The following is a 26,084-nucleotide window of genomic DNA, read 5'->3' on the forward strand; positions in this document are numbered from 1 at the left end:
TGTGGTAGTAAACAGGAAAAAAAGATTTTAGGCTTGGGTTAAAAAAAGTATCAGCCGCCAGGCCGAATTGTTTTTTGCCTGAAATTTAAAGTTCTCTTGATACGTATTGTTAATAACAGTTCGTGATCATCTTATTGTATTATTCTTTTTACGCCGTTAGATGGTTACGCTAAGGATATTAATACTACTCCCGATAAGCGGGCCGATCAAATCAAATGATAGGGGGATTTGTATTGTTTTATTTCTGCTTATTAATTAATTGTAACTTGTTTTTTGCATTGAAATATAACCTGAAGGAAATGTATAACGTATAAAGAAACAATTTAAAACCAAGCGCACAAAAATCTTGAAAATAAGCTATTTGAAAATTATCCTGCTATCAATCTGTGCACTCTTCATAAATAAGCTCGCTTTTGCGACTACTTTTGATTGGACCGGCGCGGGAACATGTTCAGGTTTTTTATGTTCTGGTGGTTATATAAACGGCACTTTATGGAGCAATCCGGATAACTGGACTGTTGGAGGAGCGACAACAACCTCATACCCCGGTCAGGGCGGAAGTACTGCCGACATTGTTCGCTTTGGTGTTACAGGCTCTACTTACACAAACCAACCGGTCCTTTCGGCAAACGTTACAGTGGCTTCAATCACTTTTGGACGGATTCAATACGTTTCAGGAGGCGTCTTAGCGGGCACATCGCTAACCGGAACAATATTAACTGTAAATAGCGCGACACTGACCATAACAGGTGATATCACCCAGGATGTCAATACCAATGCAAGTGGTACCATTTTCAATGATATAAGGGGAACCGGTACGATCTCCTGCACAAACATACAGATCGGTACTAATTCAGCCACCTATGGTAGTTTTTCATTTTTGTTTTCGGAGGTCAACACACTAACAGTCAGCAACAATGTAAATATACATCTGAACGTAAAACAACAAAATGGAAGTGGATTCAGATTGGAAGGGGGGACTATGACCATAAATAACCAGATAACCTTTACAAATCACAGTGTTACCAGTCAGAACGGCGCTTACTTTACGGTGAATGCCCTCACATCATATAAAACCACTAATACGGTTGTAAATCCAACATTAATCCTTAATGCCACAAACGCCATCGGAACGATACCTGTACCTTATGCGTCCTGTAATTTTTATGGTGACCATGGAGGTAAAGCTACTGTTAATTATAAAGGGGCTAACCCAGTGATTTATACTACTTCAGTTCAGGGTTTTGGCTCGGGTGGCGGGCCTGTAAACCCAAACGCGGCTACAGATCGCACTTATGACAACCTCATTATACAAGGCAGCGGTACAGCTGTTATTGGTGGTACAACGGCTGGTCAAACAAGTTATTTAAATATCGATTCCACATTTACCACAAATTCAAATGTGTCATTTTCCAATGCAACCAATACGGCTACCAAAATTGGTGTGGCTGGTTCAACAGCTGCCATCTGGACTAATAATGCAGCTGCGACGATTACCGGTGGTACGGGATCAATTGACGTAAACGGAACGCTCAGCAATGCCGGCGCCATGAATATGGGTACGGGTGCCTTATCCATTGCCAAGGACTACACCAATACAGGCACTTTTACACCAAATGCATCCGCGCTGATATCATTTGATGGTACAACGCAAACGCTCACAGATGCTACAAGCACCGGTACAAATTTTTATAACGTAACCTTCACTGGTGGCGGAACCAAAACAATGGCATCAGGCAGCAAATTTACAGTTGCTCCATTGTATACGTTAAATGTAACGCCATCAGCAAGTGCCGCCTCAACGCTTGCAGTAGGTAATGCCACATCAACAACGACATCGCTTACGTTGCTGTCTACTTCGGCCGGGGACGCCAGCATCGGCAGTCTTGTATCGGGTAGTTTCATCAGCAGTATAACTGGTAGCATAAATGTTCAACGTTTTGTAAAAGGTACTTTGCGCCGGTATATGCTGCTTTCATCGCCGGTGCTTAATGGTACAACCACGTTTCAAACAACAGGTTCGCTTTCTACCTATAATCTCATCCCTCTTATTGCAACAACTTATATTACGGGGCCGGGAGGTTCTACAAACGGGTTTGACAATGCGACCGCCACTAATAATAGTCCGTCTGTTTTTGTATATGATGAAAACGCGCCTCTCAGTACCGACCCCAATCAGGTGGTAAATAACGAGTATAAGCCATTTAGCTCAACAAGCCAGGGCTTGCCTGCTGCTAATGGTTTTTTATATTATTTCAGAGGCAGCAGAAGCGTGGTTAACCCTTTTGTAAGGCCTTTTCCGGCGACGGATAACGCTACATTATATTTTTTCGGTACAGTTATTAAAGGCACTGGCTCAGCCGTTACCAATGCCGCGTTAACGGCCAATATTGTTAATTTTCCATCTACGCCGCCAACTTATTATACGGCTACAGCAGTAAGTGCTCCGCAGGCGTTGTCATTCAATTCAACCGTCTCAACAAAGAAAGGACTTAATCTTATTGGTAACCCTTATGCGTCAGTAATTGACCTTAATAAACTTTATACTGTAAACGGGAGTGTTCACAAATTTTATTATATGCTGGTAAAAGACGCAAGTACGGGCACCAATAGTTCTTCAACCAAGTTTGCTTTGTATGATGCCAGTACTAATAGTGTCGGAGCAGGTGCGAGTCGTTATGCTTTGTCAGGACAGGGTTTTTTCATATTAGCAACAGCTGCGTCAGCGCTTAAATTTGATGAGTCAATGAAGGTGGCCTATTCTCTTTACTCAAACTCTCCTTCATCTAATCCAATATTCAATGTCGTTGGCAACCCAAGTAAAAATATTGACGCTTCGTTTGCGAGCAAAGCTACCAATGATATTGAAAGCCCTTTGCCCCGTCTTACCATGGAGTTGGTGCAGGATACGATAGTCCACAACTCTACCGATATCAATTTTGATAAAAATGCTACAGACAAGTTTGTTCCTGGCGAAGATGCACCCTATTATCGGCCATCAGGGCAGGGTGATTTGTTTTACTCGTTAAGCAGCGATTCGGTAGGGTGTTTTGCTAATTACACAGGTAATCTCGAGAAGTTAAAACGTGTAAACCTGATCGTTACTTTCTCGAATTATGGCACGTATAAACTTACCTCGCCCGTAAAAAAGAATATAGATGCAAGGTATTCAATTTATCTAAAGGATAAATACACCAACGATTCGCTTGATGTTGTACATAACTCCGAATACGCATTCAAAGTAGAATCGAACCCGGCAAGCTATGCACATGACAGGTTTTATCTTAAAATCGGTATCGTGCCGGGCCATGATTACCGTTTATTGACCTTTACAGGAAAGAAAGTTACTGAAGGGGTAGCCCTGAACTGGGAAACCAATAATGAAAGCAACTTTACCAAATTCGCTGTTCAAAAAAGTGCTGATGGGGGCAAAACGTTTTTGACTATAGATAGCCTGCAGTCAACAGGTATCGGTAAATATAATTATACAGACCAAACTCCTGGTAGCGGACAGATAATCTACCGCCTTGGCCAAACCCTGGTAACCGGGGAAAATAAACTCTCCGAGAACCTTAATTTTGAGATCCGACCTGGCGCCGGAGTAACTAAATTTCTGGTATATCCAACCGTAGTTTCAGCCAGTACAGTCAATATCAAGGTAGAACAAACATCAACCAGGCCTGTTAGGATTGATATAGTCAGCCCTTCGGGGGCTATTGTGAGAAGACTATCGGCAACAGGCACAAATACTATACAGGAAAATGTTAATAGCTTGAGCCGCGGGCTTTACATAGTAGTTGCAGTTAATGAAGGCACAGGAGATAGAATTGGGAGTGGAATGTTTTTTAGACAATAACAACATGTTTGAATTAGCTATGATTAAATCAAAATGGAAAACAATATTAGCTATTATAATAATCAACCTGCTCACTGTATCCTGGAGTTTTGCCGATCCGGGAGATGGTCTTTGCGATGGCAATGATGGCGGCCCCGACGGTTGCCCGCTGGACACCTGGGTATGGATTTTGATTTTAGTTGCGCTATTTTTTACCGTTCGGCATTTAAGATTAAATAACCACGCCAAAACTTCATGATAACTTCGGTTTAATTGATTTTTATTTACGCCTTCCTGGCTTAATGCTGAAGTTTTAAACTCAATGGGTTAGGATAATTGTCACTTTGGTCTTCAGCCACATTATCCAGACATTTAAAATCTTTTTCAATAAGCAGGTACATCTGGTTGTTGCTTTCGTAACCAACACGGTCGGTGCTTGCCCATTCAACGGCCATCGCGGCCGGCATATACATAATTATGGTGTTATCGCTGAAACCGGCAGTTAAAAATTCAGTTGCAGAGCGTTGCAATGCATATTTAAATACTTGTGAACCAAAATTGATGCTTTCTTCCAGATAACCGTCCCTGTCAAAGTTTTCTACGTCAGTTTTGGTTAAGCGATAGCGCAGCGAGTTTCCTTTTATTCTGATCTTCATTTTTTTAATTTTTTACGTTAACAACATCACCTATAATAATAATAGCGGGGTAAGTAAGCTGATTATCTGCCGCGATAGCTTCAAGCCCGCTTACTTTTCCTTTTGCAGATTTTTGTTGAGGCAATGAAGCATGTTGTATAATAGCTGCCGGTGTATCGCCTTTACCCGCTTTTATGTAGGCTGATGCTATTTCTGCCAGCTTTTTCATCCCCATATATATAACAACTGTTGCGTTACTGTGCATGGCGCAGGTTAAATCGGCAGATAGACTGCCATCTTTTTTGGTGCCGGTAACCATCCATACGCTTTCGCTCACTTGCCGGTGGGTTAAGGGGATGTCTTCCAGTCCGGAGGCCTGCATGCTGGTTACACCAGGTATGTAATGTGTGGTGATACCATGTTGACGGGCATAAACAATTTCTTCAAATCCGCGGCCAAATATAAACGGATCACCTCCCTTTAACCTTACCACATTACCTTTAGTAAATGCGTAGTGTTTTATCAGCTCATGAATTGTTTCCTGCGGTGTATAGTCACCATAAGGTTGCTTGCCAACGTATATCTTTTCACAATCATCCCGGCTTATCGCCAGTAACTCTTTGTTAGCCAGATTGTCATATAATATCACATTTGCCTGCTGTAATACCTTAAATCCCTTGATAGTCATCAATTCCGGGTCTCCTGGACCGGCTCCAAGTACAAAAAGTTCTGGATTTTGTATTTTTTTTTGCATTTTATTAAATTAGTGATTGAAAAATAGATTTTTAAGCCTTTATATTTCATTGATTTTGTGAAAATCACAAAATAAACGAAAAAAAACTGTTTAAATATTGATATAAATTATATTAATAGCACTAATTTATGAATTTAAACGCCAATAATCATGATTTATTTAATAAAAAATTGAAATTAAATTTTTATTTGATGCTTTTTTGAGTTATAATTGTAATATAAATGAAATCAAGGTCGCAGTTGATTCATTTTTAGTTTGAAAATTGCTTTAACATTTAAAAAATTTCGATATGTCAAAACCAACCATCATTGTTGTTGGCAACGGTATGGTAGGTTATAAGTTTTGCGAAAAACTTTTAGCCAGATCAACACAGTTCCAAATAATTGTTTTTGGCGAAGAGCCGCGTCACGCTTATGACAGGGTGCACCTTAGTGAATATTTTAACGGTAAGACTGCTGATGACCTGTCGCTATCCACTTTATCGTGGTATTCAGATAATGGCATCGCGCTGCATTTGGATGACCCTATCCAGGAAATCAATCGCGCCGAAAAAACAATCCACTCTTTAAAAGGCATTACACTTAAATATGATTACCTGGTCTTAGCAACCGGCTCATCGGCTTTTGTGCCCGATATTCCGGGTATTGAAAAGGAAGGTGTGTTCGTGTATCGCACCATTGAAGACCTTGAGTTGATCAAGGCCTGCGCTGTTAATGCAAAATCAGGAGCTGTAATGGGTGGTGGCTTGCTGGGGCTGGAAGCTGCTAAGGCTTTAATAGATCTTGGCATTTCTGAAACGCATGTCATCGAATTTGCACCGCGCCTGATGCCGCGTCAGATAGACTCTGCAGGGAGTAATATGTTGCAAATGAAATTGAGCCAGCTGGGGTTGCATATTCACTTAAATAAAAGCACAGCCGCTATTACCGGCGATAAAAAAATACAGTCGTTAAAATTTAATGATGATAGCCAGCTTGCTGTAGATATGCTGGTTATTTCGGCCGGTATTCGCCCGCGCGATGAGCTGGCTAAATTGGCGGGTTTGCATGTAGGTACACGTGGCGGTATTGTGGTGAACGAAAAAATGCAAACCAGTGATGAATGTATTTATGCTATTGGTGAATGTGCTTTATACGAAGGTATGATATATGGCCTCGTTGCACCCGGCTATGAGATGGCTGATATTGTAGCAGCTCATTTAACTGAGGCTGATAAGAGTTTTTATGGCTATGATATGAGCACCAAACTAAAGTTGATTGGTGTTGATGTGGCCAGCTTTGGTGATGCCTTTATTACTGAACCTGATTGTCGTACTATTTTGTTTGAGGATACGCATAAGGGGATTTATAAACGTATTAATATAACAAACGATGGCAAGAACCTTTTAGGTGGTATTTTAATCGGCGATGCAGATGCTTATAATATGCTGCTGCAAACCGTTAATAATAAAATAGTACTGCCACCAGATCCTGAAGATCTGATATTAGGATCAAGGGGAGGTGAAGCTAATGCAGGGGCAGGTGTAATGAGCTTGCCTGATGATGCGCTGATCTGTTCATGCGAGGCAGTTACCAAAGGTGCTATCTGCTCGGCAGTGAACGACGGCGGTGTTACCGGTATTGATGGCATGAAAAAATGCACCAAGGCGGGTACAGGCTGCGGCGGTTGCGTGCCATTGGTAAAAGATTTGATTGCCGGCACCATGAAGGCGAATGGTCAGTATATTAAAAATGTTATTTGCGAACATTTTGATTACTCGCGCCAGGAACTATTTGATCTTGTTAAAATAAACGGGTTAAAAAACTATGATCTTGTATTGGATCATTATGGCAAAGGAGATGGCTGCGAGGTTTGCAAGCCGGTTGTTGCCAGTATTTTATCCAGTTTATGGAATGATGTTATTGTAAAACAGGAAGTAATACAGGATAGCAATGATCGTTTTTTAGCCAATATTCAAAAGGGAGGCACTTATTCTGTTGTGCCGCGTATTCCGGGTGGTGAAATTACGCCTGATAAATTGATCGTGATTGGCCAGGTTGCTAAAAGATACGGGTTGTATACTAAAATAACCGGAGGGCAGCGCATTGATATGTTTGGTGCACACCTGAGCGATCTGCCTTTAATTTGGGAAGAGCTTATTGATGCCGGTTTTGAAAGTGGGCATGCTTACGGCAAGGCACTCCGTACTGTAAAAAGCTGTGTAGGCAGTACCTGGTGCAGGTTTGGCTTGCATGATAGTGTGACTTTCGCCATCGAGGTGGAGGATAGATACAAAGGGATTCGCGCGCCGCATAAAATTAAAGGCGGCGTAAGTGGTTGTGTTAGGGAGTGCGCCGAAGCGCAATCAAAAGATTTTGGAATTATAGCCACAGAGAAAGGTTGGAATTTATACGTGTGTGGCAATGGTGGCTCAAAGCCTCAGCACGCCCAGTTACTGGCTACAGATATTGATAAGGAGACCGTAATTAAATATCTCGACAGGTTCCTGATGTTTTATATAAAAACAGCCGATCAGTTAACCCGGACAGCAACCTGGCTTAATAAGCTCGACGGTGGCATGAGTTATCTTAAAAATGTAATAGTAAATGACAGTCTTGGATTGGGTGAGCAGTTGGAAGAGGAAATGCAGGCATTGGTAAATACCTACCATTGCGAGTGGAAAGAGGCTATAAATAACCCTTCAATGCGTAAGCGCTTCGCTCATTTTATAAATGCACCTGATGAAAAAGATCCTCATGCTCAATTTGAGCCAATGCGTGAACAGGTTCGCGCTAAGGAATGGTAGGTTTTATTAGGAAATCCCGAGTTTTTAGTTCAAAGTTAGATTGATCATTATTAAAAAGAAAACACAATGGAAGCAACAATAGCAACCCAATGGATCATGGCCTGTTATGTTGATGATGTGCCAGAAAATGGCGGATCATGTATTAAGCACGGCGATGAACAGATAGCAATATTTAATTTTACACGTCGCAATGAATGGTATGCTACGCAAAATCTTTGTCCGCATAAGCAGCAAATGGCAATATCGCGTGGCATGATCGGCAGTGCCGGCGAAAGCTGCGAGCCCAAAGTAGCTTGTCCTTTTCATAAAAAAACATTTTCACTGCTTACCGGTGAGTGCTTGGGCGAAGAGGAATTGGTGATAAAAACTTATCCGGTAAAAATAGCCGACGGAAAAGTTTTTGTCGGAGTTGATTAAATACTGGTGTATTTAGGCGGGAAACAGAACGAAATTTACATTAAGCGCCGTTGCCGAAAGGGGTAATGGCGCTTTTTTTGTGTTTTTGTTTAAAATTTCGGTGTATTTTATACACCAAGGTATTGATTAATAAAGCCATGTTCGTTTTTGCTGTCTTATTTTGAATTTATTTTTCGAATTTTTTGAGTTTAAAGCAAATTTAAATGGCTTTATATCGATGTTTTTGATTTTTTATGGTGAATTGATTCTATTGAAAGGATTTTAATTTGGTTTTTGCGATGGTTTTTTTGGCTTTTTATCTATTAATAAATTGTTAAAAATGCATTTCTGCTGTTTTTGATCGTTTGTAATTTGAGTTTTTATCAAAAAATATAGTTTTTAATGATTTTAATCATAAAAATTCATTTTAAAAATCAATTATTTGTACGCAATCATTAAATAAGTTATATTTATCATAATTAAACAGATAAATAAATCAAAAAAGGTTGAGCCTATGGTAAAAATCAAAAATTCATAAAAAAGCCCTGCCGGGAGGTCGCATTCCCAGACAGGGTTAAATAGTTTTTAATCGCTTTAACAAATAAAAAACCAATTCAAATGTACAAAAATGTATCTAATCAATACACTATTGGAAAAATTCTATTAATTATATCATGTTTCGTTTCTTATAATGCTTCTGCGCAGCTGTCTTTGACAGGGCAGATCAAAACAAGGGGCGAATTACGTGATGGTTATGGAACTTTAGAACCGGTAGGTAACAAAAACGCGGCCTTTGTGTCACAACGAACGCGGCTCACCTTTAATTACAAAAGCAGCAAGCTTATTTTCCAAACATCCGTACAGGATGTAAGGCTTTGGGGCCAGGATGCCTCAACTATTACTATCAACGATGGCAGCCGGCTAAGCCTTCACGAAGCCTGGGCCGAGCTGATCCTCTCCAACAAAAAAGACACTTCCTTTAAAAAATCACCTGTCGATTATTTCGCCATAAAAGCTGGTCGCCAGGAAATTAGCTATGACGATGAACGCTTGCTTGGCGCTACCGACTGGATTCAGCAAGCCCGCAGGCACGACGCCATCGTATTAAAACTTCTTCAATCAGGCTGGCAGGTTGATCTCGGCGCTGCCTTTAATCAAAGCTCTGATGCTATTAACTATAATGGCACCTATTATACACCGGCCAATGTACCCGTTACAGTAAAGGATAGCAAAGGTAATCTGGCTAACACCCCTGCCGGGCTTATCCCGCTGGTCAATGCCTCTGGTATTAGCGCCAAAAACGGCAACCTCTCATTTTTAAATCCTCCCGGTACTAACGGGCAAAACCAAAACTATAAAGCACTTGAATATCTCTACTTTGCTAAAAAATTTAATAAAACCAAGGTAACCGGCCTTTTCCTTGCCGATCAGTTTGCCAAATACAAGCTCGATTCGGTAAAAAATGTATCAGGCGAAGATGTTGGTTATATATATGGCCGCCGGTTTAATCAACCAGGAGTTAATACCCGCTATACAACCGGGCTGCTTGTTAATCCCGTTTTCGGCAGCAAAGATGAATGGGCTGCTACCGCTGGATTTTATTACCAGGGAGGTCATGATCGCGACGGTGCTGAGTTAAGTGCTTACACTTATACCGCATCTTTATCATACAAAAGCAGTAACATGGCTTACACAGCCGGATGGGATTATCTGTCAGGAAATGATGCGCTGTCCACTTCAAAAACGAATCACAGGTTTGACCCATTGTATGGTACTCCACATAAGTTCTGGGGCTATATGGACTATTTTTATGCCGGCAGCGGATCCCCAACCGGCGGCTTGAGCAACCCTTACGTTAAAATCAAATATCTTTCAGATAATAAGCGATTTAGCGTTGATTTGGCTAATCATTACTTTCTGTTGGCTAAAGATCAGAAAGGAACAAACGGCCAACCTATCGACAAATATTTGGGTACTGAGTTTGATCTCACCAACAGCTATAAGCTTAACAAATTTACCGCTGTTGATCTGGGCTTATCCTACATGGCAGCAACCCACAGCATGGAGTATGCTAAAGGTTTAACGCCGGATAGCAGCAAACTGCACCCGTTTTGGGCGTACCTGCAGCTTAATATCAAACCTGAGTTTTTAAACAAGTAATGTAGGCTGAAAGCTTAAGGCTAAAAGCCGAAAGCGAGAAATGTTAAAAAATCAAAGTACAAACAAACAGCTTTTAGCCTTAGGCTTTGAGCTTTAAGCTTAAAAAAAATGGAAAAACAACTTACCAAACTCAACATATTTTCATTAAAGGGTGTACAAATGCGCACCTTTCACATCACATGGCTCATGTTTTTTGTATGCTTTTTTGGTTGGTTCGGCCTGGCTCCGTTAATGCCAACCATCCGTGCTGAATTACATTTGAGCAAAGGACAAGTGGGTAACACCATCATTGCATCTGTAGCTGCAACAATTATTGCGCGCCTTATTATAGGTAAACTTTGTGATACCTGGGGACCGCGTAAAACAGCAGTCAGGTTATTAATTATAGGGTCATTGCCTGTTTTTCTGGTAGGTCTGGCTCATGATTATACTTCGTTTTTACTGTTCCGCCTGGCTATTGGTGTAATAGGTTCATCGTTTGTAATTACCCAGTTCCACACTTCAATGATGTTTGCGCCTAATATAAAAGGTACAGCCAATGCGGTAACCGGAGGCTGGGGTAACCTTGGCGGCGGGGTAACCAATATGGTAATGCCTTTGATATTTGCCGCTATAGTAGGGGCCGGCTTTACCAAAGCCGAAGCCTGGAGGTACGCCATGATAGTTCCGGGTGTAATGATGCTGATAATTGCATTTGTATACTGGAAATTTACCAAAGACACGCCTAACGGTAACTATGATGAAGTAGGTTATGCCAAAACCAACCCATCAAAAACCGATTGGTCGATATTGGCCGACTGGCGTGTTTGGGCACTTACACTGGCTTATGCTATGTGTTTTGGTATGGAGATCACTTTTGATAATGTAGCTTCTCTGCATTTTGTAGATACTTTTCATTTGTCGCAAAGTTCGGCCGGTTTCTGGGCAGGTATTTTTGGCTTCATGAACATTTTTGCCCGTGCATTAGGCGGCATTGTATCTGACAAAGTTGGTGGCAAATTCGGAATGCGGGGCAAGGGCTTATTGCTTGCCGGCGTACTGCTGCTGGAAGGCATTGGTCTTATTCTGTTTGCAAATTCGGGCAACCTTACAATGGCTATTATTTCCATGCTCTCGTTTGCACTGTTCCTCAAAATGTCAAATGGGGCTACTTATGGTATAGTTCCGTTTATCAATAGTAAAAATGTTGGGATGGTAAGCGGTATAGTGGGTGCAGGCGGTAACCTTGGGGGGATGTTGTTTGGGTTTCTTTTCAAGTCCGAACATATCACTTATATACAGGCATTTACTTACATCGGTATAACTGTTATGGTGATTTCCGTGATTGTGCTGATTACCCGTTTTCAAAAACAGGCTGAAGCTCAAACAGCAGATGAACCTGCTTTGGCTTTATAAGCTTAAAGCAAAAGGCCGAAAGCGAAAAGCAGAAGGCTGAATAAATAGAAAAGAAATCATATGAAAGCTTTAGGCTTTAAGCCTTAAGCTTTCGGCTTAAAGAAAAGCTTTTAGCTTAAAAGAAATGTTGAACAAACGCCCTCAAAATACATTTAAAAGTACTTGCTGCTACTGCGGGGTAGGCTGTGGTGTGGTAATTAATAAAGAAAAAAATGGCAGTATAACGCTTGAGGGCGATAAAGACTATCCTGTAAATAAAGGCATGTTGTGCAGTAAAGGGCTTAACCTGCATTACACAGCTAATGATAAAACCGACAGGCTGCTGTACCCTCAAATGCGTTATAACAAAAGCATGCCCCTGCAAAGGGTAAGCTGGGACGACGCATTGGAGCGCACAGCAGCCATTTTTAAAACGTTCATTGATAAATACGGGCCGGATTCGGTTGCATTTTATGCCTCAGGCCAGTGCCTTACTGAAGAATATTATGTTGTCAATAAGCTAATTAAAGGTTTTATCGGCAGTAATAATATAGATACCAATTCGCGTTTGTGTATGAGCAGCGCGGTTGCCGCTTATAAAATTGCTTTAGGCGAGGATACTGTACCTGTTTGCTATGATGATATTGAGCTGGCCGATTGTTTTTATGTTACCGGAGCTAACCCAGCCTGGTGCCATCCTATTTTATGGCGAAGGGTTGAAGCGCATAAAGCCGCAAATCCCGATGTGAAAATCATTGTTGTTGACCCCCGGGTTACGGATACCTGCAGCAATGCCGATCTGCACCTGCAGTTAAACCCGGGTACAGATATCACCCTTAACCACGCTATTGGCAGGGTATTGATAGAGAATGGGGATATCGATATTGATTTTGTAAACAATCATGCTGATGGTTTTGAGCAGTACAGCAAATTGGTATTTGAACGTACCCTTGCTGAATCATCTGCAATTTGCGGTGTAAGTGAAAACGACATCCGGCTTGCTGCCAGTTATATAGGCGATGCAAAAGGTTTCATAACGATGTGGACAATGGGGCTAAATCAAAGCGCTGTTGGGGTAAATAAAAATTTAAGCCTCCTGAATCTTAACTTGATAACAGGCCATATTGGTAAGCCGGGATCTGGCCCATTATCGCTAACCGGGCAACCAAATGCTATGGGCGGGCGTGAAGTGGGAGGGCTTGCTAATCTTTTACCGGCGCATCGTGTTTTAACTAACCCGGCAGACAGGGCGGAGGTACAGAAGTTTTGGGGAGGTACAGAGATAGCCGCAAAACCAGGTCTTACCGCAACGGAGATGTTTGAGGCATTAAATGATGGCCGCCTTAAAGCCATCTGGATCATGTGTACCAACCCATTAACCAGCTTGCCAAACGTACGCCTTGCCGAAGAGGCTTTGAAAAAAGCAAAGTTTGTAGTGGTTCAGGAGATTAGTAATAAGCCCGAAACACTGGCTTATGCCGATGTGATCCTCCCCGCAGCAGCCTGGGCCGAAAAGGAGGGTACTATGACCAATTCTGAAAGGCGGATCAGTTATTTGAGTAAAGTACTTGACCCACCGGGCGAGGCTATGCCGGATAGCGAGATCATTTGCCGCTTTGCTCAAAAAATGGGGTATAAAGGCTTCGACTTCAAAAATGCTGCTGAAATTTATGCAGAGCATGCTAAACTAACAGGCAAAACCAATATTGATATCAGCGGGCTCACGCACGAAACCATCATACAACAACGGTCAATACAATGGCCGTATAAAAAACGCAATGCGATACCAGGGACGCCCCGCCTGTTTACCGACAAGCAATTTTATACCGAAACACGTAACGCTAAGATAAGCGCGGTGCCGGATGGGCATACCAGCGAGGTTTCTGACGGCGACTATCCGTTCATTCTCACTACCGGCCGTATCCGCGATCAATGGCATACCATGAGCAAAACCGGTAAGGTGAATAAACTCAACCAGCATATCAAAGAGTCATTTATCGAGATCAACCCTGTTGATGCTGAAGCATTGGAGATCAGGGAAGGCGATGTTACTATTATTACATCCCGAAGGGGTGAAGTGCGGGTAAAAGCCCGGATTACCGAACAGATAAAACAGGGTGTTGTTTTTGTGCCGATGCATTGGGGCAAGATCCTGAACAATGATCTGCACCGCATTAACAATGTTACTAATGATGCACTTGATCCGATATCAAAAGAGCCGGATTTTAAATATTGCGCAGTAAAGATTGAAAAATATAAAAAGCCTTTTCAAAGAATTGTGGTTGTTGGCGCCGGTGCCGGTGCGCACGGTTTTGTACGATCATACCGGGAGCTCAACAAAGATGATGAGATCATCATTTTCAGCAAAGAAGATCATCCTTTTTACAACCGCGTTATGCTGCCAGATTATATCAGCGGCGAGCAACGCTGGGAGCAACTGGTAAAAATGACCGATGAAGAAGAACCCGAACTTAAAATAAAGTTATTACGTGGTGTAAGTGTCGAGAAAATAGACCGTGTTAACAAATATGTGCTGGATAGCCGGGGTGTAAAAACTTATTACGATGTATTGCTGCTGGCCACCGGCAGCCGGGCGGCAATTCCTAAAAACGTACCATCGCTGCCGGGTATCTTCAGTATGCGCAGCCGTAACGATGCTGATAATTTCAAAAAACATGTGCCTAAAAACGGGCATGTGGTTATTGTGGGTGGTGGTCTATTGGGTTTGGAGATGGCGGCTTCCCTGCGTGAAATAGGGATTACCATCACCATTATTCAACGTACATCAAGGTTTTTAAACCGTCAGCTGGATGAGTTGGGCAGCAGGCTGTTGCACGAAGAAATGGTTGACCAGGGCTGCGATATTTTTTATGACGACGAAGTACAGTTATTTTACGGTCGCAGTAAGCTTACCGGTATCGGCTTAAAAAGCGGGCGGAAAATAGATTGTGATGCCATGATCCTGGCCATCGGTACTACGCCAAACCTTGAAATTGCAAAAGATTGCGGCCTTGAAATTAAGCGTGGTGTAATTGTAAATGAACGCCTGCTTACCAGCGATCCGAACATATACGCCATTGGCGAAATAGCAGAGTTTAACGGCACGTTATATGGTATAACCGCTGCTGCGGAACAACAAGCCGCTGTAGTTGCAGGTTATATGAATGGCGACATAGCCAGTTATTATAAGGGCAGTCTGTTTATGAATATCATCAAAATTCATGGCTTTGATTTGTGCAGTATCGGTTTATCTGATTGCCCGAATGAAAAAGACTATGAAGAAATTGTGTTTATTGATAAGGCAAAGCGTTATTATAAAAAATGCATTATTCACCAGGACAGGCTGGTGGGCACCATTTTAATTGGAGATAAAGGCGAGTTCCAAGAATTCAGAGAGCTGATAGCAAACAAAACTGAGCTCAGCGACAAGCGCCTTAAACTGCTCCGCAGCGGTAAAACGGCCGAACCTGTTTTAGGCAAACTGGTTTGTAGTTGTAATAATGTGGGGGCCGATAATATCCGTAATAAAGTAGTTGGCGGCTGTACACAACTGGCCGATGTTTGCAGCCAAACCGGAGCCGGAACAGGCTGTGGATCATGCAGGCCCGAAGTAAAACGCCTGTTAGAAGAAGTACTTGAGCAACAATTATTAAAAGCTTGAACCAATGGACAATAAGCAACTAATTAAGATTAATTTGCCGGGCGGTGTAGCCTCTGCCGGTGATTTTTACGAGATGCTCATCATCGCGCAAAATGCTGGTGCTAAACAGGTCCGTTTTGGGAACAGGCAGCAATTGTATTTTGAAATTGAAGAAACACAGCTGGAGGATCTGGAATTTGATATGCTTAGTGCCGGTATTGACCATGAAGTTAACCAGGATACTTATCCCAACATAACCAGTTCGTATATAGCTGATGGTATTTTTAACCAGGAGAACTGGCTCAAAGAAGGTGTTTATAAAGACATTTTCGACCTGTTTGATTATCAGCCCGAACTGAAAATAAACCTGGTTGACAGCAATCAAACTTTTGCTTCGTTTTTTACAGGTAACCTTAATTTTATTTCTTCGCCGGTAAGTAATTACTGGTACTTGTATATCAGGTTTCCTAAAACTAACATCTTGTATTGCTGGCCTGTATTGGTTTATTCGGATGATATTCCCGCCATTGGCAAAGCAATACAACAGGTTATATTTGCCAACAAAAAGCTGTTTTACGATCAGGTTGAAATCAATCCCGATAAGCTTTATCAGTTAGTTACTGCCGGTTACCAATTTGTAATCCAGGAAATTGATCAACCGCTTATTATTCCTGAATTTCAACTGCCCTATTATGAGGGTTTTAACAAACAGGGTAATAAATATTGGCTGGGTATTTACAGGCGTCACGAGCTTTTTGATATCGAGTTTTTAAAAGAAATCTGCAACCTGTGTATGCAAACCAGGGTTGGACAATTGTATTTTAGCCCATGGAAGTCCTTACTCATTAAAAATATCGAAGCAAAGCACAGGCCGTTATGGGGCAACCTGCTTAATAAATACCGGGTAAACATCAGGCATGCTTCAAATGAGCTTAACTGGCAGGTTGAAGACCTTTGCAATCCCTGCCTTGAGCTTAAGCAGCAATTGGTAAGCGAATTTGAAGAGGCCGATTTACGAACATATGGACTTAGCTTTGCCATAAAGCGCTCGCCTAAATCGGGGATCTATGGTTCGGTTATGATCCGCGCACGGATGCCTGATGAATTTGAAATTGTGCATACCCGCGATTTTAACCACAATACCCGCGAATTTGTGATATACAAACAAGGCGTTGCCAAAGCAGATTTAAGCAGGCACCTGACAGCGCTTTGCGATATGTTTTATGAACAACAAATCAATAGCCTATCACCATTGCCGGTAAGCAAAACCAATAATGAAATTAAATCACCCAATCAAAAAATGGTTCATCAATGTAAAAGCTGTTTCACTATTTATGACGAGTTGTATGGAGATATCTTTAATAATATAGAACCCGGAATGCCATTTGAAAATTTAAGCGACTATGAATGCCCAACCTGCGGCGCCGAAAAGGAGAACTTTGCAGAACTGATGTATCAAGCCGATTAATCGTTTTTAAATAAATCAGTTTGAAAAAAATCGGCCTGTTTGCTTAGTGTAAACAGGCCGCTTTTTTTTATAATATACCTTCGGTAATTTATTTTGCCGGAGTAATGATAATGTTTCTGTAATCGATAGGTCCGTGGTCCCCCTGAATCAGCAGCGGCCCTGGTTCGCCTTCTTTACTGTCGATAGCCCCGCCGGTAATGCCCGGAATTTCCTGCTGGCATATTACCATAGTGCCGTTGGCTACAATGGTAACTAGTCTGCCAACCAGCGTAATATCATATGACTGCCATTCCCCGGCATTTTTTGCCATCATTTTATTAGGCGGCAGGAAACCGTAAATAGCGCTAAACTGGTTATTGATAGGTTCAGGCTCACCGGTTTTAGTGTCGATAACCTGTACCTCATAGCGCCCTCTCAGGTAAACGCCGCTGTTGCTGCCTTTTTGATAGCGAAATTCGATGTGTAATTTAAAATCGCTGAATTTTTGATCGGTAATAAGGTTTGCGCCTGAGTGCTTGCTCCTCAATATGCCCGATTCTACTACCCATTGATTTTTGCCGTCCGTATGCCAGCCTTTGGTGTCTTTACCGTTGAACAGTTTAACAGGTTTGCCCCAAACCGGTGCCTTTGCCCTTGTCATTGACGGAGCTCTGACACCTGTAAAATGATAAGTAACCCCATCTGAATATACCATTGTTCCGGTTAATTCTTCGCCCTTAACCTCAAATTCAAAATCCATGTTCCGGTTTCCCTCTTCCCATTGGAGCGGGATAGAGAAGCTGTATTTGCCGTCATGTGGTTTTACTTCTGATATTGGTCGTGCACTTCCGAAAGCATAGGTAAAACGGCCAATCAGGGTATGTGTGCCTGATTTTTGAACTTCCAGCCAGGAAGGAAGGCTTTTGCCACCTTTGTCGATGGTTATATCCCATCGGCCGATAACGGCAGGGTCCTTTGCCTGTTGAGCTTTGGCTCCCGAAATCATTAAAAGCAGCAATCCTGCGATGAGCTGTATGCGGATGAATCTGCTATTTGAGTTCTTTTTAATAGTAGGTTGGTTTCTCATAATTTTTAAATCTACAAACTATCATCCAATATTTTATTAGACGGTTAGTTTTTTGTAACAACCATGCAGCGATCATTTTCTTAAAGTTTAGTTAACATTAGTAATGTAGGTTTGTAGCATCAAATGATAGAAATTGCCGATACTATTTTACTTTCACGAATCAGGGAAGACGATCATTCGGCTTTTGATCTGCTGTTTGAGCGTTATTGGGAGCGCGCGTACCAGGCAGCCCGCGCCAGGCTTGATGATGAAGCGCAGGCACAGGACCTTGTGCAGGAGATTTTTATAAAACTGTGGCAACGCAGACATACCTTAGCCATTCAAACAAGTTTTGAGCAATATTTATTGAGCGCGGTACGTCTGAGTGTGATCAGTTATTTCAGATCGCAAAAGGTTACGCACGTGCGCCTGGAGGATGCGCTGCAGCGGGTAGAACTGCTTGAAAATTCCATACATAACCATTCCGGATATCTTGAATTGGAGCAAACGCTTGAACAGGCGGTTAAGCATATGCCCGAAATGCTGCAAAAGGTTTACGAACTGCGCAGCGAAAACCACTCGGTAAAAGCAATTGCCAGTGAACTCGGCCTGGCAGAACAAACGGTAAAAAATTATATCTCTGAAGTACTGCGCCGGCTGCGTATCATTATCTCCGAAAAACACCCCGAACAAAGCGCCGCCTATTTAGCACTAATACTATTTGTGCTTTACAATTAATTAACAAAATGTTGATGTAAATTATAAGTACCTCCCGGGCCTTTTGACGACTTACTGTTGAAAACCCACTATGGAGCTAAGTAAATTTATAAAACAACTGGGCCGGTACCAGAAAGGCACAACTAACGAAACCGAAAAAGCAATCATTGATGCCTGGTATGATTCATACGATGCCGGGAATGAAAAGCAAGCGTTGCCGGCAGAAGAGCTTGAGCGCGTAAGAAATGTTATGCACGCAAAGATCAGCGGCTCCATCAATACGCCTGTACGGTCGATGTGGTTCAGCTATCGAATTGCTGCAAGTATTTTATTGTTATGCTGCTCGGCTGCGTTGATTTATTTTCTGAGAAAGCCCGCAACTATAGTTCCGCAAACTTATACCACTTTAAGTACACATAACGGTGAGATCAGGAAACTGACATTGCCGGATAGTTCTGTTGTTTGGCTAAATGCCCAAAGCCGTGTACGGATCCCTTCTAATTTTGATAAAACTATACGCCAGGTTTACCTGGATGAGGGCGAGGCTTATTTTGAAGTTAAGCACAATGTTCACAAACCATTCAGGGTTATTACCGCTCCTTTGCAGGTGCAGGTTTTAGGAACCTCGTTCAACATCAACGCATATCACAACCTTCCTCATGTTAAAATTACTGTTGTTACCGGCAAGGTAGGGGTAAGTAAAGGAACAAAGTTGCTTTCATTCCTCGCACCCGGACAGGAACTCAGCTATATGACGGACAATGGCACCTTTGAGCAGAAAAAAGTGGATGCCGGTCAAAGCCAGAGCTGGAAAGATGGTGACACTTATTTAAATCGAGTAAAGTTTGAGGAACTGTCATTGGTTTTTAAAAACCTGTATAGCCTTACTTTAAAAGCGGGCAGCAAACGGGTGCATGATTATTTATTCACCTTACGTATTAAGCGCAATACACCGGCCACAGAAACGCTGAAACTCATCAGCGCCATACATAATGCACATTTCAGAAAGGAGGGTACTGAAGTAATTATTTATTAACCCTTAAAAAAGAAACCGGTCCTGTTTCAGCAGGAGCCGGCTTTAATTTCAGCAGGTGAAGGTTTGCCGACCCCAGCCTGCAATGCTCAGCAAAATTTGACTATTACAAAGCAATCAAAAATATGAATTTCCATACACAGTTATGCAGACAGTTTATGCGTATCTCTTTTTTACTAATTTCCATATCAATAACCATCGGCCTGGTATCGGTAAAAGCCACTGAGTTAGCGGCCCAGGGGGTTAATACCCGGCTTGATATCAGCATCGGGAACGAAGACCTTTCTTCAGTTATAAAAAAACTGGAGCAAAAGGCCAACGTTGCTTTTGCCTATGACGAGTTGTTTTTAAAACTCGCTAATAAACACGTCAATGCGGCAAATTATCAGAACGAAAGCCTGAAAAACATCCTTACTGCATTGCTAAAAGGGCAGGAGATAGGCTTTAAAGAACAAGCCGGTAATATTATATTATACAGGCAGCTCTCAGGGCGCGTAAGCGGCAGGGTAACAGATGAAAACGGGCAGCCCTTGCCCGGTGCATCGGTAAGTGTTGTTGGCGCCTCGTTGGGAATGATGACCGATGCCGACGGCAGGTATAATATCAGCCTGCCCGAAGGTACTTATACCGTGGCTGCTTCATTTGTGGGTTACACCCGTGTTGAATCTGCTAATATTACAGTCAATGGTAATCAAACAACTACTTTAAATATCCGCCTTGTGGCCGGTAGCCAGTTAAAAGAAGTTACTGTAAGTTATGGAAAACAGCGTGCAAGGGAAGTTACGGGTTCGCTTACCCAGGTTGATGCAGCTCCGCTTCAGGATATGCCTGTAATGCAGTTTGCTCAGCAATTGCAAGGTAAGGCGGCCGGTGTCCAGGTTGCGCAAAGCAGCGGACAACCGGGCCGTGGCGTAGAATTCAGGATTAGGGGTGCGGCTTCTTTTTATGCCAGCAACCAGCCTTTGGTAGTAATTGATGGAATCCCTGTTACAGGCAGCATCAATAACATGAATCCTGCCGAGATCGAAAGCTTCAGTATTTTAAAAGATGCTTCGGCTACAGCGCTTTATGGCTCACGGGCAGCAAATGGCGTGATACTGATCACTACAAAACATGCTAAACCGGGGGATGCTCAAATTGAATTTAATGCTAATTATGGTGTGCAGAAAATACCGGGCGAGCGTGTTCCAAAAATGATGGATGCCCGTGGCTTTGCCCAGTACATGAATGAAAAATTTGCCGATAGCCGTCAGTACGAACCTGGCTATACAACAGCTACCCCAGCCGATTATTTGAACCCGGAGCAATATGGCGAAGGTACTAACTGGTATAAACTGCTTACCCGTACTGCTCCGATTCAAAGTTATGACATCACCATCCGCGGCGCGCGCGAAAAATCAAGTTCGACAGTTATGGCTGGTTACCAGGAGCAGCAGGGCGTACTGATTAATACCGGCACCAAATTGTTTTCATTGCGTATAAATCAGGACCTTTCATTAAGCAACAATAAATTAAAAATAGGCTTTAATCTTGCGCCAAGCTATCGCCTTGATCATAACAACCGTTTAGGTACTGATGGGGTTGGCGGTTTGTTTGAAAGGATTTTTGAAGCCAGTCCGTTAAAGTCGCCTTATAATGCAGATGGCAGTTACAACCGTGATACTTATTCACCGGGTATGGTAGCTTATATTAACCCGCTGGCCCAGTTCAACCTTACTAACGATGATTATAAAACTACACGCATCCTGGCCAATGGCTATTTAAACTACGAGTTTTTAACCGGCCTTAGTATCAAAACTAATATTGCTGTAGATAAAGGCGGTGAAACGCGGCAGTATTTTCAGTCGGGTGTGGTTACTTCAACGGTGGGCCAGGCCACCGGAACCAGCAGTTCGGTAGATAATGGATCATATACAGCGGAGGCGAACCTCGTTTACCGTAAATCTTTTGGAAATCATAATATCGAAGCGCTGGCAGGATATTCTGCTCAAAAATATAGCGGTACTAATAATACCTTAACCGGTTTAGGTTATCCAAGTGATGATATTCCCTATTTAAATGCGGCGACCAGTTTATCTGCAGGTGGGAGTTCATATAATGCCTATTCGTTATTGTCAAGCATCGCACGTATTAACTACAACTACAAAGGCAGGTACTTGTTACAAGGCGCAATTCGTCGTGACGGTTCATCCCGCTTTGGCTCAAACCAGAGTTACGGTAATTTCCCATCAATATCTGCCGGTTGGGTAGTAAGCGATGAAAAGTTCATGGATCATTTCAGCTTTCTTAACCTGATGAAGATCCGTGCAAGCTATGGCGTAACCGGTAATAATTTCTTCCCTGGTTATTATGATGGACAGGCAACCATCGGAAAATATTATTATGAATTTGGTGGCGCATCTGTGGCCGGGCAAACTATTAACCGATTGGCTAACAGTGATCTTCGCTGGGAACGCAATAAACAATTTGACCTCGGCTTGGATCTGTCGCTGTTCAATAACCGGTTGAACTTTACTTACGATTACTACCACAAAATATCCGACGGGCTTATCATGCAGCGCCCTATACCTAAGGCATCAGGTTTCACAAGTATCCTGGATAACGTTGGTGCTATTGAGTTGTGGGGACATGAGTTCACGGTTAATTCAACCAACCTTGCCGGGAAATTGAAATGGACAACTAATTTAAATATTTCGTTCGACCGCAACCTGATCAAAAATCTTGTTTCTCCGGGCTATATCCGCCGTAACAATACCGTATCGTCAGATTATTACCGCCAGCAGGAGGGACATCACCTCGGCGAGTTTTATGGCTTCGTGTTTTTAGGCTTATATAAAGACGCCAATGATCTGGCTAATTCGGCCAAATATGGCAGTGCCTCGGATGTTGGTACCATCAAGGTTAAGGATATTAATGGAGATGGCGTTATTGATGATGTAAATGACCGTACCTTTATCGGCGATCCTACGCCAACTTTTACCGGCGGCCTTACCAATAATTTTGTTTATAAGAACTGGGACCTGAACATCCACATGGCTTTTTCAGTTGGTGGCAAAATATTAAATGCGGCTAAATGGGCTTATCAAACCAATCTCGATGGTTCACGTGTGATGCTTGCCGCTGCTGCCGACCGCTGGAGATCGCCGGAAAACCCTGGCTCGGGCGTTTATCCACGTACAAAAACCGGAACTACAGCAATGGGAAGGCAAGTTAACTCGCAATGGGTTGAGGACGGCTCATACCTAACTGCAAAGAATATTTCGCTGGGATACCGGTTTAATTTGGGCGAAAAGTTTTTGATGCGCAGCTTAAGGGTTTATACCTCTGTTCAGCAAGCTTTTGTGCTTACCAAATATTCGGGTATGAACCCGGAGATCAACTTCGCCGGGCTTGATCCTACGCTGGGTATTGGCGTAGACGAAAATGCTTACCCAATCCCACGCACCTTTTCATTTGGTGTTTCAGCAACTTTTAAATAATCTCCCAAAGACCATTGTATGAAAAAGACATATATCATCCTTGCATTAACAGCGCTTACCGCTGCTTCGTGTAAAAAAGACTTTATCGACCTTACACCAAAGGACTCCTATACCGATGCTACATTTTATAAAACTGTTGATCAGTTTAAACAGGCCAACATCGCCGCCTACGCACCGCTGCGTGACGTTTTGGTAAACGATTACTTTACTTCAGAAATGCGCTCGGACAATACCATTTACCAGCCTTATCCCAGCAATCGCGGTACTGCATATTTATATCGCGAAAGCATTTCAAACTTCACAAATACATCTACTAACGATTACGTGAACGCTGTTTGGCAGCATTGCTATACCGGCATCTCCCGCACCAATATTGTTATTGAGCGATTAAAAACAACAGATTTTGATGCAGCAGTTAAGGCGCCCATTGATGGGCAAGCCAAATTTTTAAGGGCTTTTTATTACTTTAAACTGGTTAGGTTATTTGGTGGCGTGCCTTTATTTTTAAAGGAAGTGACCAAGGCCGAAGATGCCTTTTTACCACGTTCAGCATCTGACGCGATATATAATCAAATTATTGCCGATGCTAAGGATGCCATCAGTGAGTTGAGTGCACCGGCGAAATTCCCTCAAACAGGAGAAGCCACCAAAGGATCGGCAACGATGCTCCTGGCCGAGGTTTACACTACTCAAAAGAAATGGGCAGATGCTGAAACCTTACTAACTACGCTTTCGGGCATGGGTTACGGATTAAACGCTAATTACGCAGATGCCTTTACACCCGGAAATAAAAACAGCAAAGAATCACTATTTGACATCCAGTTTTTGGAAGGGACAGTTTTAGGCACTACGCCAAACCCGCTGCCTTTTCTTTTTTTACCGAGGAGTACAAATACCTCAATCATCACTGGGATTAATATCAACAACAGCTCAACCGGTGGCTGGAATACCCCTACACGAGATTTGATCAACGCTTATGAGCCAAACGATAAGCGCCTTGATGCTTCTATCGGGATTGTTGAAGGTACTTATAATGCCAGCGACCTGTTTGTTTATTCGGCTAATAAAAGTGTTATTGGTTATACCCCGGCGGCAGGAAAAATAGGCGTACCTTATATTAAAAAATACGAGCACCCGCCACTCATTGCGGTTACCGGCTCAAGTGATAACTTCCCTGTTTACCGTTATTCAGATGCATTGCTGCTTTTGGCTGAAGCACAAAATGAGCAGGGTAAATCACCTTTAACAGCATTAAATGCCGTAAGGTCAAGGGCTGGGTTACCCGCAACAACCACTGCCGACCAGGCATCTTTGCGCACTATCATAGCACATGAACGCCGGGTCGAGCTGGCCTTCGAAAACCACCGCTGGAACGATCTTGTACGCACCGGCAAAGCTGTTGACGTGATGAACGCTTTTGGCGCTGTGTTGAAAACGCAGGTAAATTACCTTATGCCTGATACCTATAACGTTACAGTCAATAAATTGCTTTATCCTATCCCACAGCCCGAAATTGATTTAAATCCGGGTCAAATGACTCAAAATCCGGGCTATTGATCCATTAAAACTTATCATCCCTGCTTTTCAGATTGCTGAAGGCAGGGATCAAGTTTAACCCTTCAAACAAAAAATTATGTTACTGAAATACAGAAATGCATTATCGGCGGGGCTTTGTTTTGGCTTATTGTCGCTGAATTATAATGCGCAAGCAAAAGAGAGAGTGCCTTCAATTGATACCGTTTTAAACACTCCCAGGCCCGCGGCAACGGTTAAACCGGGTGATTTTTCAATCGCTGTAATTCCCGATTCGCAGTACTACCTGGCGCAGGCGCAACTGGGCGGAACTTTTGATATGTTCAAAGCACAAATTGACTGGATCCGGAAGAACCAGGGTAAAGAAAACATAGCCTATGTAGCACACATGGGTGATATTACCGAACATGGTGATAACCCGGTAACAGCGAGAAGCGAGTGGTATGTTGCCAAAACAGCGCTTTATGGCCTGGAAAATCCGGTTAGTATTCCTTACGGTTTGGCTGTTGGTAATCATGACCAATTCCCGTCACAGCACCCGGTTACTGGCACTACTAATGGATATAATCAATATTTTGGTGTAAAACACTTTGAGGGACGTTCATATTATGGCGGTCATTACAGTAATAATAACGATAGCCATTATGACTTGTTTACTGCAGGCGGCATTGATTTTATCGTGTTGTTCCTCGAATTTGATGCTTTTAATGAAGATCAGGCAGGCTTGTATGGCTGGGCCAACCAAATTTTAAGCAAATATGCTTCCCGCAAGGCAATTGTGGTAAGTCACTCCATTTTACATTTTAACCCGGTAGCGGGCTCCAATACGCCGCAAGCTCCATTTAACGCGCAGGGCAAGGCTATTTATGAAAGCCTTAAAAACAATCCCAATCTGTTTATGATGCTTTGCGGGCACGTTGGTGATAATGGGGAGGGTTATCGTACAGAAGTTTTTAACGGCCACACAATTAAGGCTTTCCTTAACGATTATCAAAGCAGGCCAAACGGCGGCAATGGGTTGATGCGTTTGTATAAATTTTCAGTTAAGCGCAACGAGTTGTCAGTCAAAACATTTTCTCCTTATGCCAAAACAAGTGAAACGGACGCCGATAGCCAGTTTACGGTTTCTTTATTTGATACACCTGTAAAATAATAGCTATGAAGATTTTTCTTAAAGCGCCGGCAACCATTGCCCCGTAGTTTCCACTCCATAACGATTGGCAAAGATTA

16 protein-coding genes are annotated in these 26,084 nt (G+C 42.6%); 13 read left to right on the forward strand and 3 right to left on the reverse strand.

Annotated elements, in window-relative coordinates; all coding sequences use genetic code 11:
- Window positions 1–346: 346 nt before the first annotated feature.
- Together ACEN82_RS11735 and ACEN82_RS11740 are read left to right on the forward strand one after the other, a co-directional pair.
- Window positions 347–3,856, forward strand: a complete 3,510-nt coding sequence (locus ACEN82_RS11735) for a beta strand repeat-containing protein (RefSeq protein WP_413322465.1) — start codon at window positions 347–349, stop codon at window positions 3,854–3,856.
- Between the two features lie 4 nt (window positions 3,857–3,860).
- Window positions 3,861–4,094, forward strand: a complete 234-nt coding sequence (locus tag ACEN82_RS11740) for a hypothetical protein (protein ID WP_413322464.1) — start codon at window positions 3,861–3,863, stop codon at window positions 4,092–4,094.
- A 40-nt stretch (window positions 4,095–4,134) separates the two neighbouring features.
- Here the strand turns inward: ACEN82_RS11740 and ACEN82_RS11745 are convergent, their stop codons facing one another.
- Complete coding sequence (locus ACEN82_RS11745) at window positions 4,135–4,491, reverse strand: DUF7009 family protein (protein ID WP_413322463.1); 357 nt, start codon at window positions 4,489–4,491, stop codon at window positions 4,135–4,137.
- Between the two features lie 4 nt (window positions 4,492–4,495).
- The gene (gene cobA, locus ACEN82_RS11750; protein WP_413322462.1) at window positions 4,496–5,224 is read right to left on the reverse strand and encodes a uroporphyrinogen-III C-methyltransferase; all 729 of its coding nucleotides are present in this window, start codon (window positions 5,222–5,224) and stop codon (window positions 4,496–4,498) included.
- A 289-nt stretch (window positions 5,225–5,513) separates the two neighbouring features.
- Between cobA and nirB the strand changes: the two genes are divergently transcribed.
- The 6 genes from nirB (at window position 5,514) to ACEN82_RS11780 (ending at window position 17,047) form a co-directional block, all read left to right on the forward strand.
- The gene (gene nirB / locus ACEN82_RS11755; RefSeq protein WP_413322461.1) at window positions 5,514–8,009 is read left to right on the forward strand and encodes a nitrite reductase large subunit NirB; all 2,496 of its coding nucleotides are present in this window, start codon (window positions 5,514–5,516) and stop codon (window positions 8,007–8,009) included.
- Between the two features lie 66 nt (window positions 8,010–8,075).
- Window positions 8,076–8,426 (forward strand): nitrite reductase small subunit NirD, encoded by a 351-nt coding sequence (nirD, locus tag ACEN82_RS11760; protein WP_090525796.1) that lies wholly within the window; start codon window positions 8,076–8,078, stop codon window positions 8,424–8,426.
- A 690-nt stretch (window positions 8,427–9,116) separates the two neighbouring features.
- Window positions 9,117–10,565, forward strand: coding sequence for an alginate export family protein (locus tag ACEN82_RS11765; protein WP_413316945.1), 1,449 nt, complete (start codon window positions 9,117–9,119; stop codon window positions 10,563–10,565).
- Between the two features lie 108 nt (window positions 10,566–10,673).
- A complete protein-coding gene (locus ACEN82_RS11770) occupies window positions 10,674–11,960 on the forward strand; it encodes an MFS transporter (protein ID WP_413316947.1) in 1,287 nt (428 codons plus the stop codon).
- Window positions 11,961–12,084: 124 nt separating this feature from the next.
- The gene (locus tag ACEN82_RS11775; RefSeq protein ID WP_413316949.1) at window positions 12,085–15,600 is read left to right on the forward strand and encodes a molybdopterin-dependent oxidoreductase; all 3,516 of its coding nucleotides are present in this window, start codon (window positions 12,085–12,087) and stop codon (window positions 15,598–15,600) included.
- A gap of 4 nt (window positions 15,601–15,604) precedes the next feature.
- Complete coding sequence (locus ACEN82_RS11780) at window positions 15,605–17,047, forward strand: rubredoxin (protein WP_413316951.1); 1,443 nt, start codon at window positions 15,605–15,607, stop codon at window positions 17,045–17,047.
- A gap of 88 nt (window positions 17,048–17,135) precedes the next feature.
- Here ACEN82_RS11780 and ACEN82_RS11785 read toward each other — a convergent pair whose 3' ends face one another.
- The gene (locus ACEN82_RS11785; RefSeq protein ID WP_413316953.1) at window positions 17,136–18,113 is read right to left on the reverse strand and encodes a 3-keto-disaccharide hydrolase; all 978 of its coding nucleotides are present in this window, start codon (window positions 18,111–18,113) and stop codon (window positions 17,136–17,138) included.
- A gap of 123 nt (window positions 18,114–18,236) precedes the next feature.
- Here ACEN82_RS11785 and ACEN82_RS11790 point away from each other — a divergent pair, with 123 nt between their 5' ends.
- The 5 genes from ACEN82_RS11790 to ACEN82_RS11810 all read left to right on the forward strand — a co-directional run bounded on the left by ACEN82_RS11790 (window position 18,237) and on the right by ACEN82_RS11810 (window position 26,007).
- Window positions 18,237–18,830, forward strand: coding sequence for an RNA polymerase sigma factor (locus tag ACEN82_RS11790; RefSeq protein WP_413316955.1), 594 nt, complete (start codon window positions 18,237–18,239; stop codon window positions 18,828–18,830).
- Window positions 18,831–18,900: 70 nt separating this feature from the next.
- A complete protein-coding gene (locus tag ACEN82_RS11795) occupies window positions 18,901–19,845 on the forward strand; it encodes a FecR family protein (RefSeq protein ID WP_413316957.1) in 945 nt (314 codons plus the stop codon).
- Between the two features lie 122 nt (window positions 19,846–19,967).
- Entirely contained in the window at window positions 19,968–23,321 is a 3,354-nt protein-coding gene (locus tag ACEN82_RS11800) for a SusC/RagA family TonB-linked outer membrane protein (RefSeq protein WP_413316959.1), read from the forward strand.
- A gap of 18 nt (window positions 23,322–23,339) precedes the next feature.
- Entirely contained in the window at window positions 23,340–24,878 is a 1,539-nt protein-coding gene (locus ACEN82_RS11805; RefSeq protein ID WP_413316961.1) for a RagB/SusD family nutrient uptake outer membrane protein, read from the forward strand.
- Window positions 24,879–24,954: 76 nt separating this feature from the next.
- Window positions 24,955–26,007, forward strand: a complete 1,053-nt coding sequence (locus tag ACEN82_RS11810; protein ID WP_413316963.1) for a metallophosphoesterase — start codon at window positions 24,955–24,957, stop codon at window positions 26,005–26,007.
- Window positions 26,008–26,084 lie beyond the last annotated feature (77 nt).

The organism is Mucilaginibacter sp. Mucisp73, from assembly GCF_059491465.1.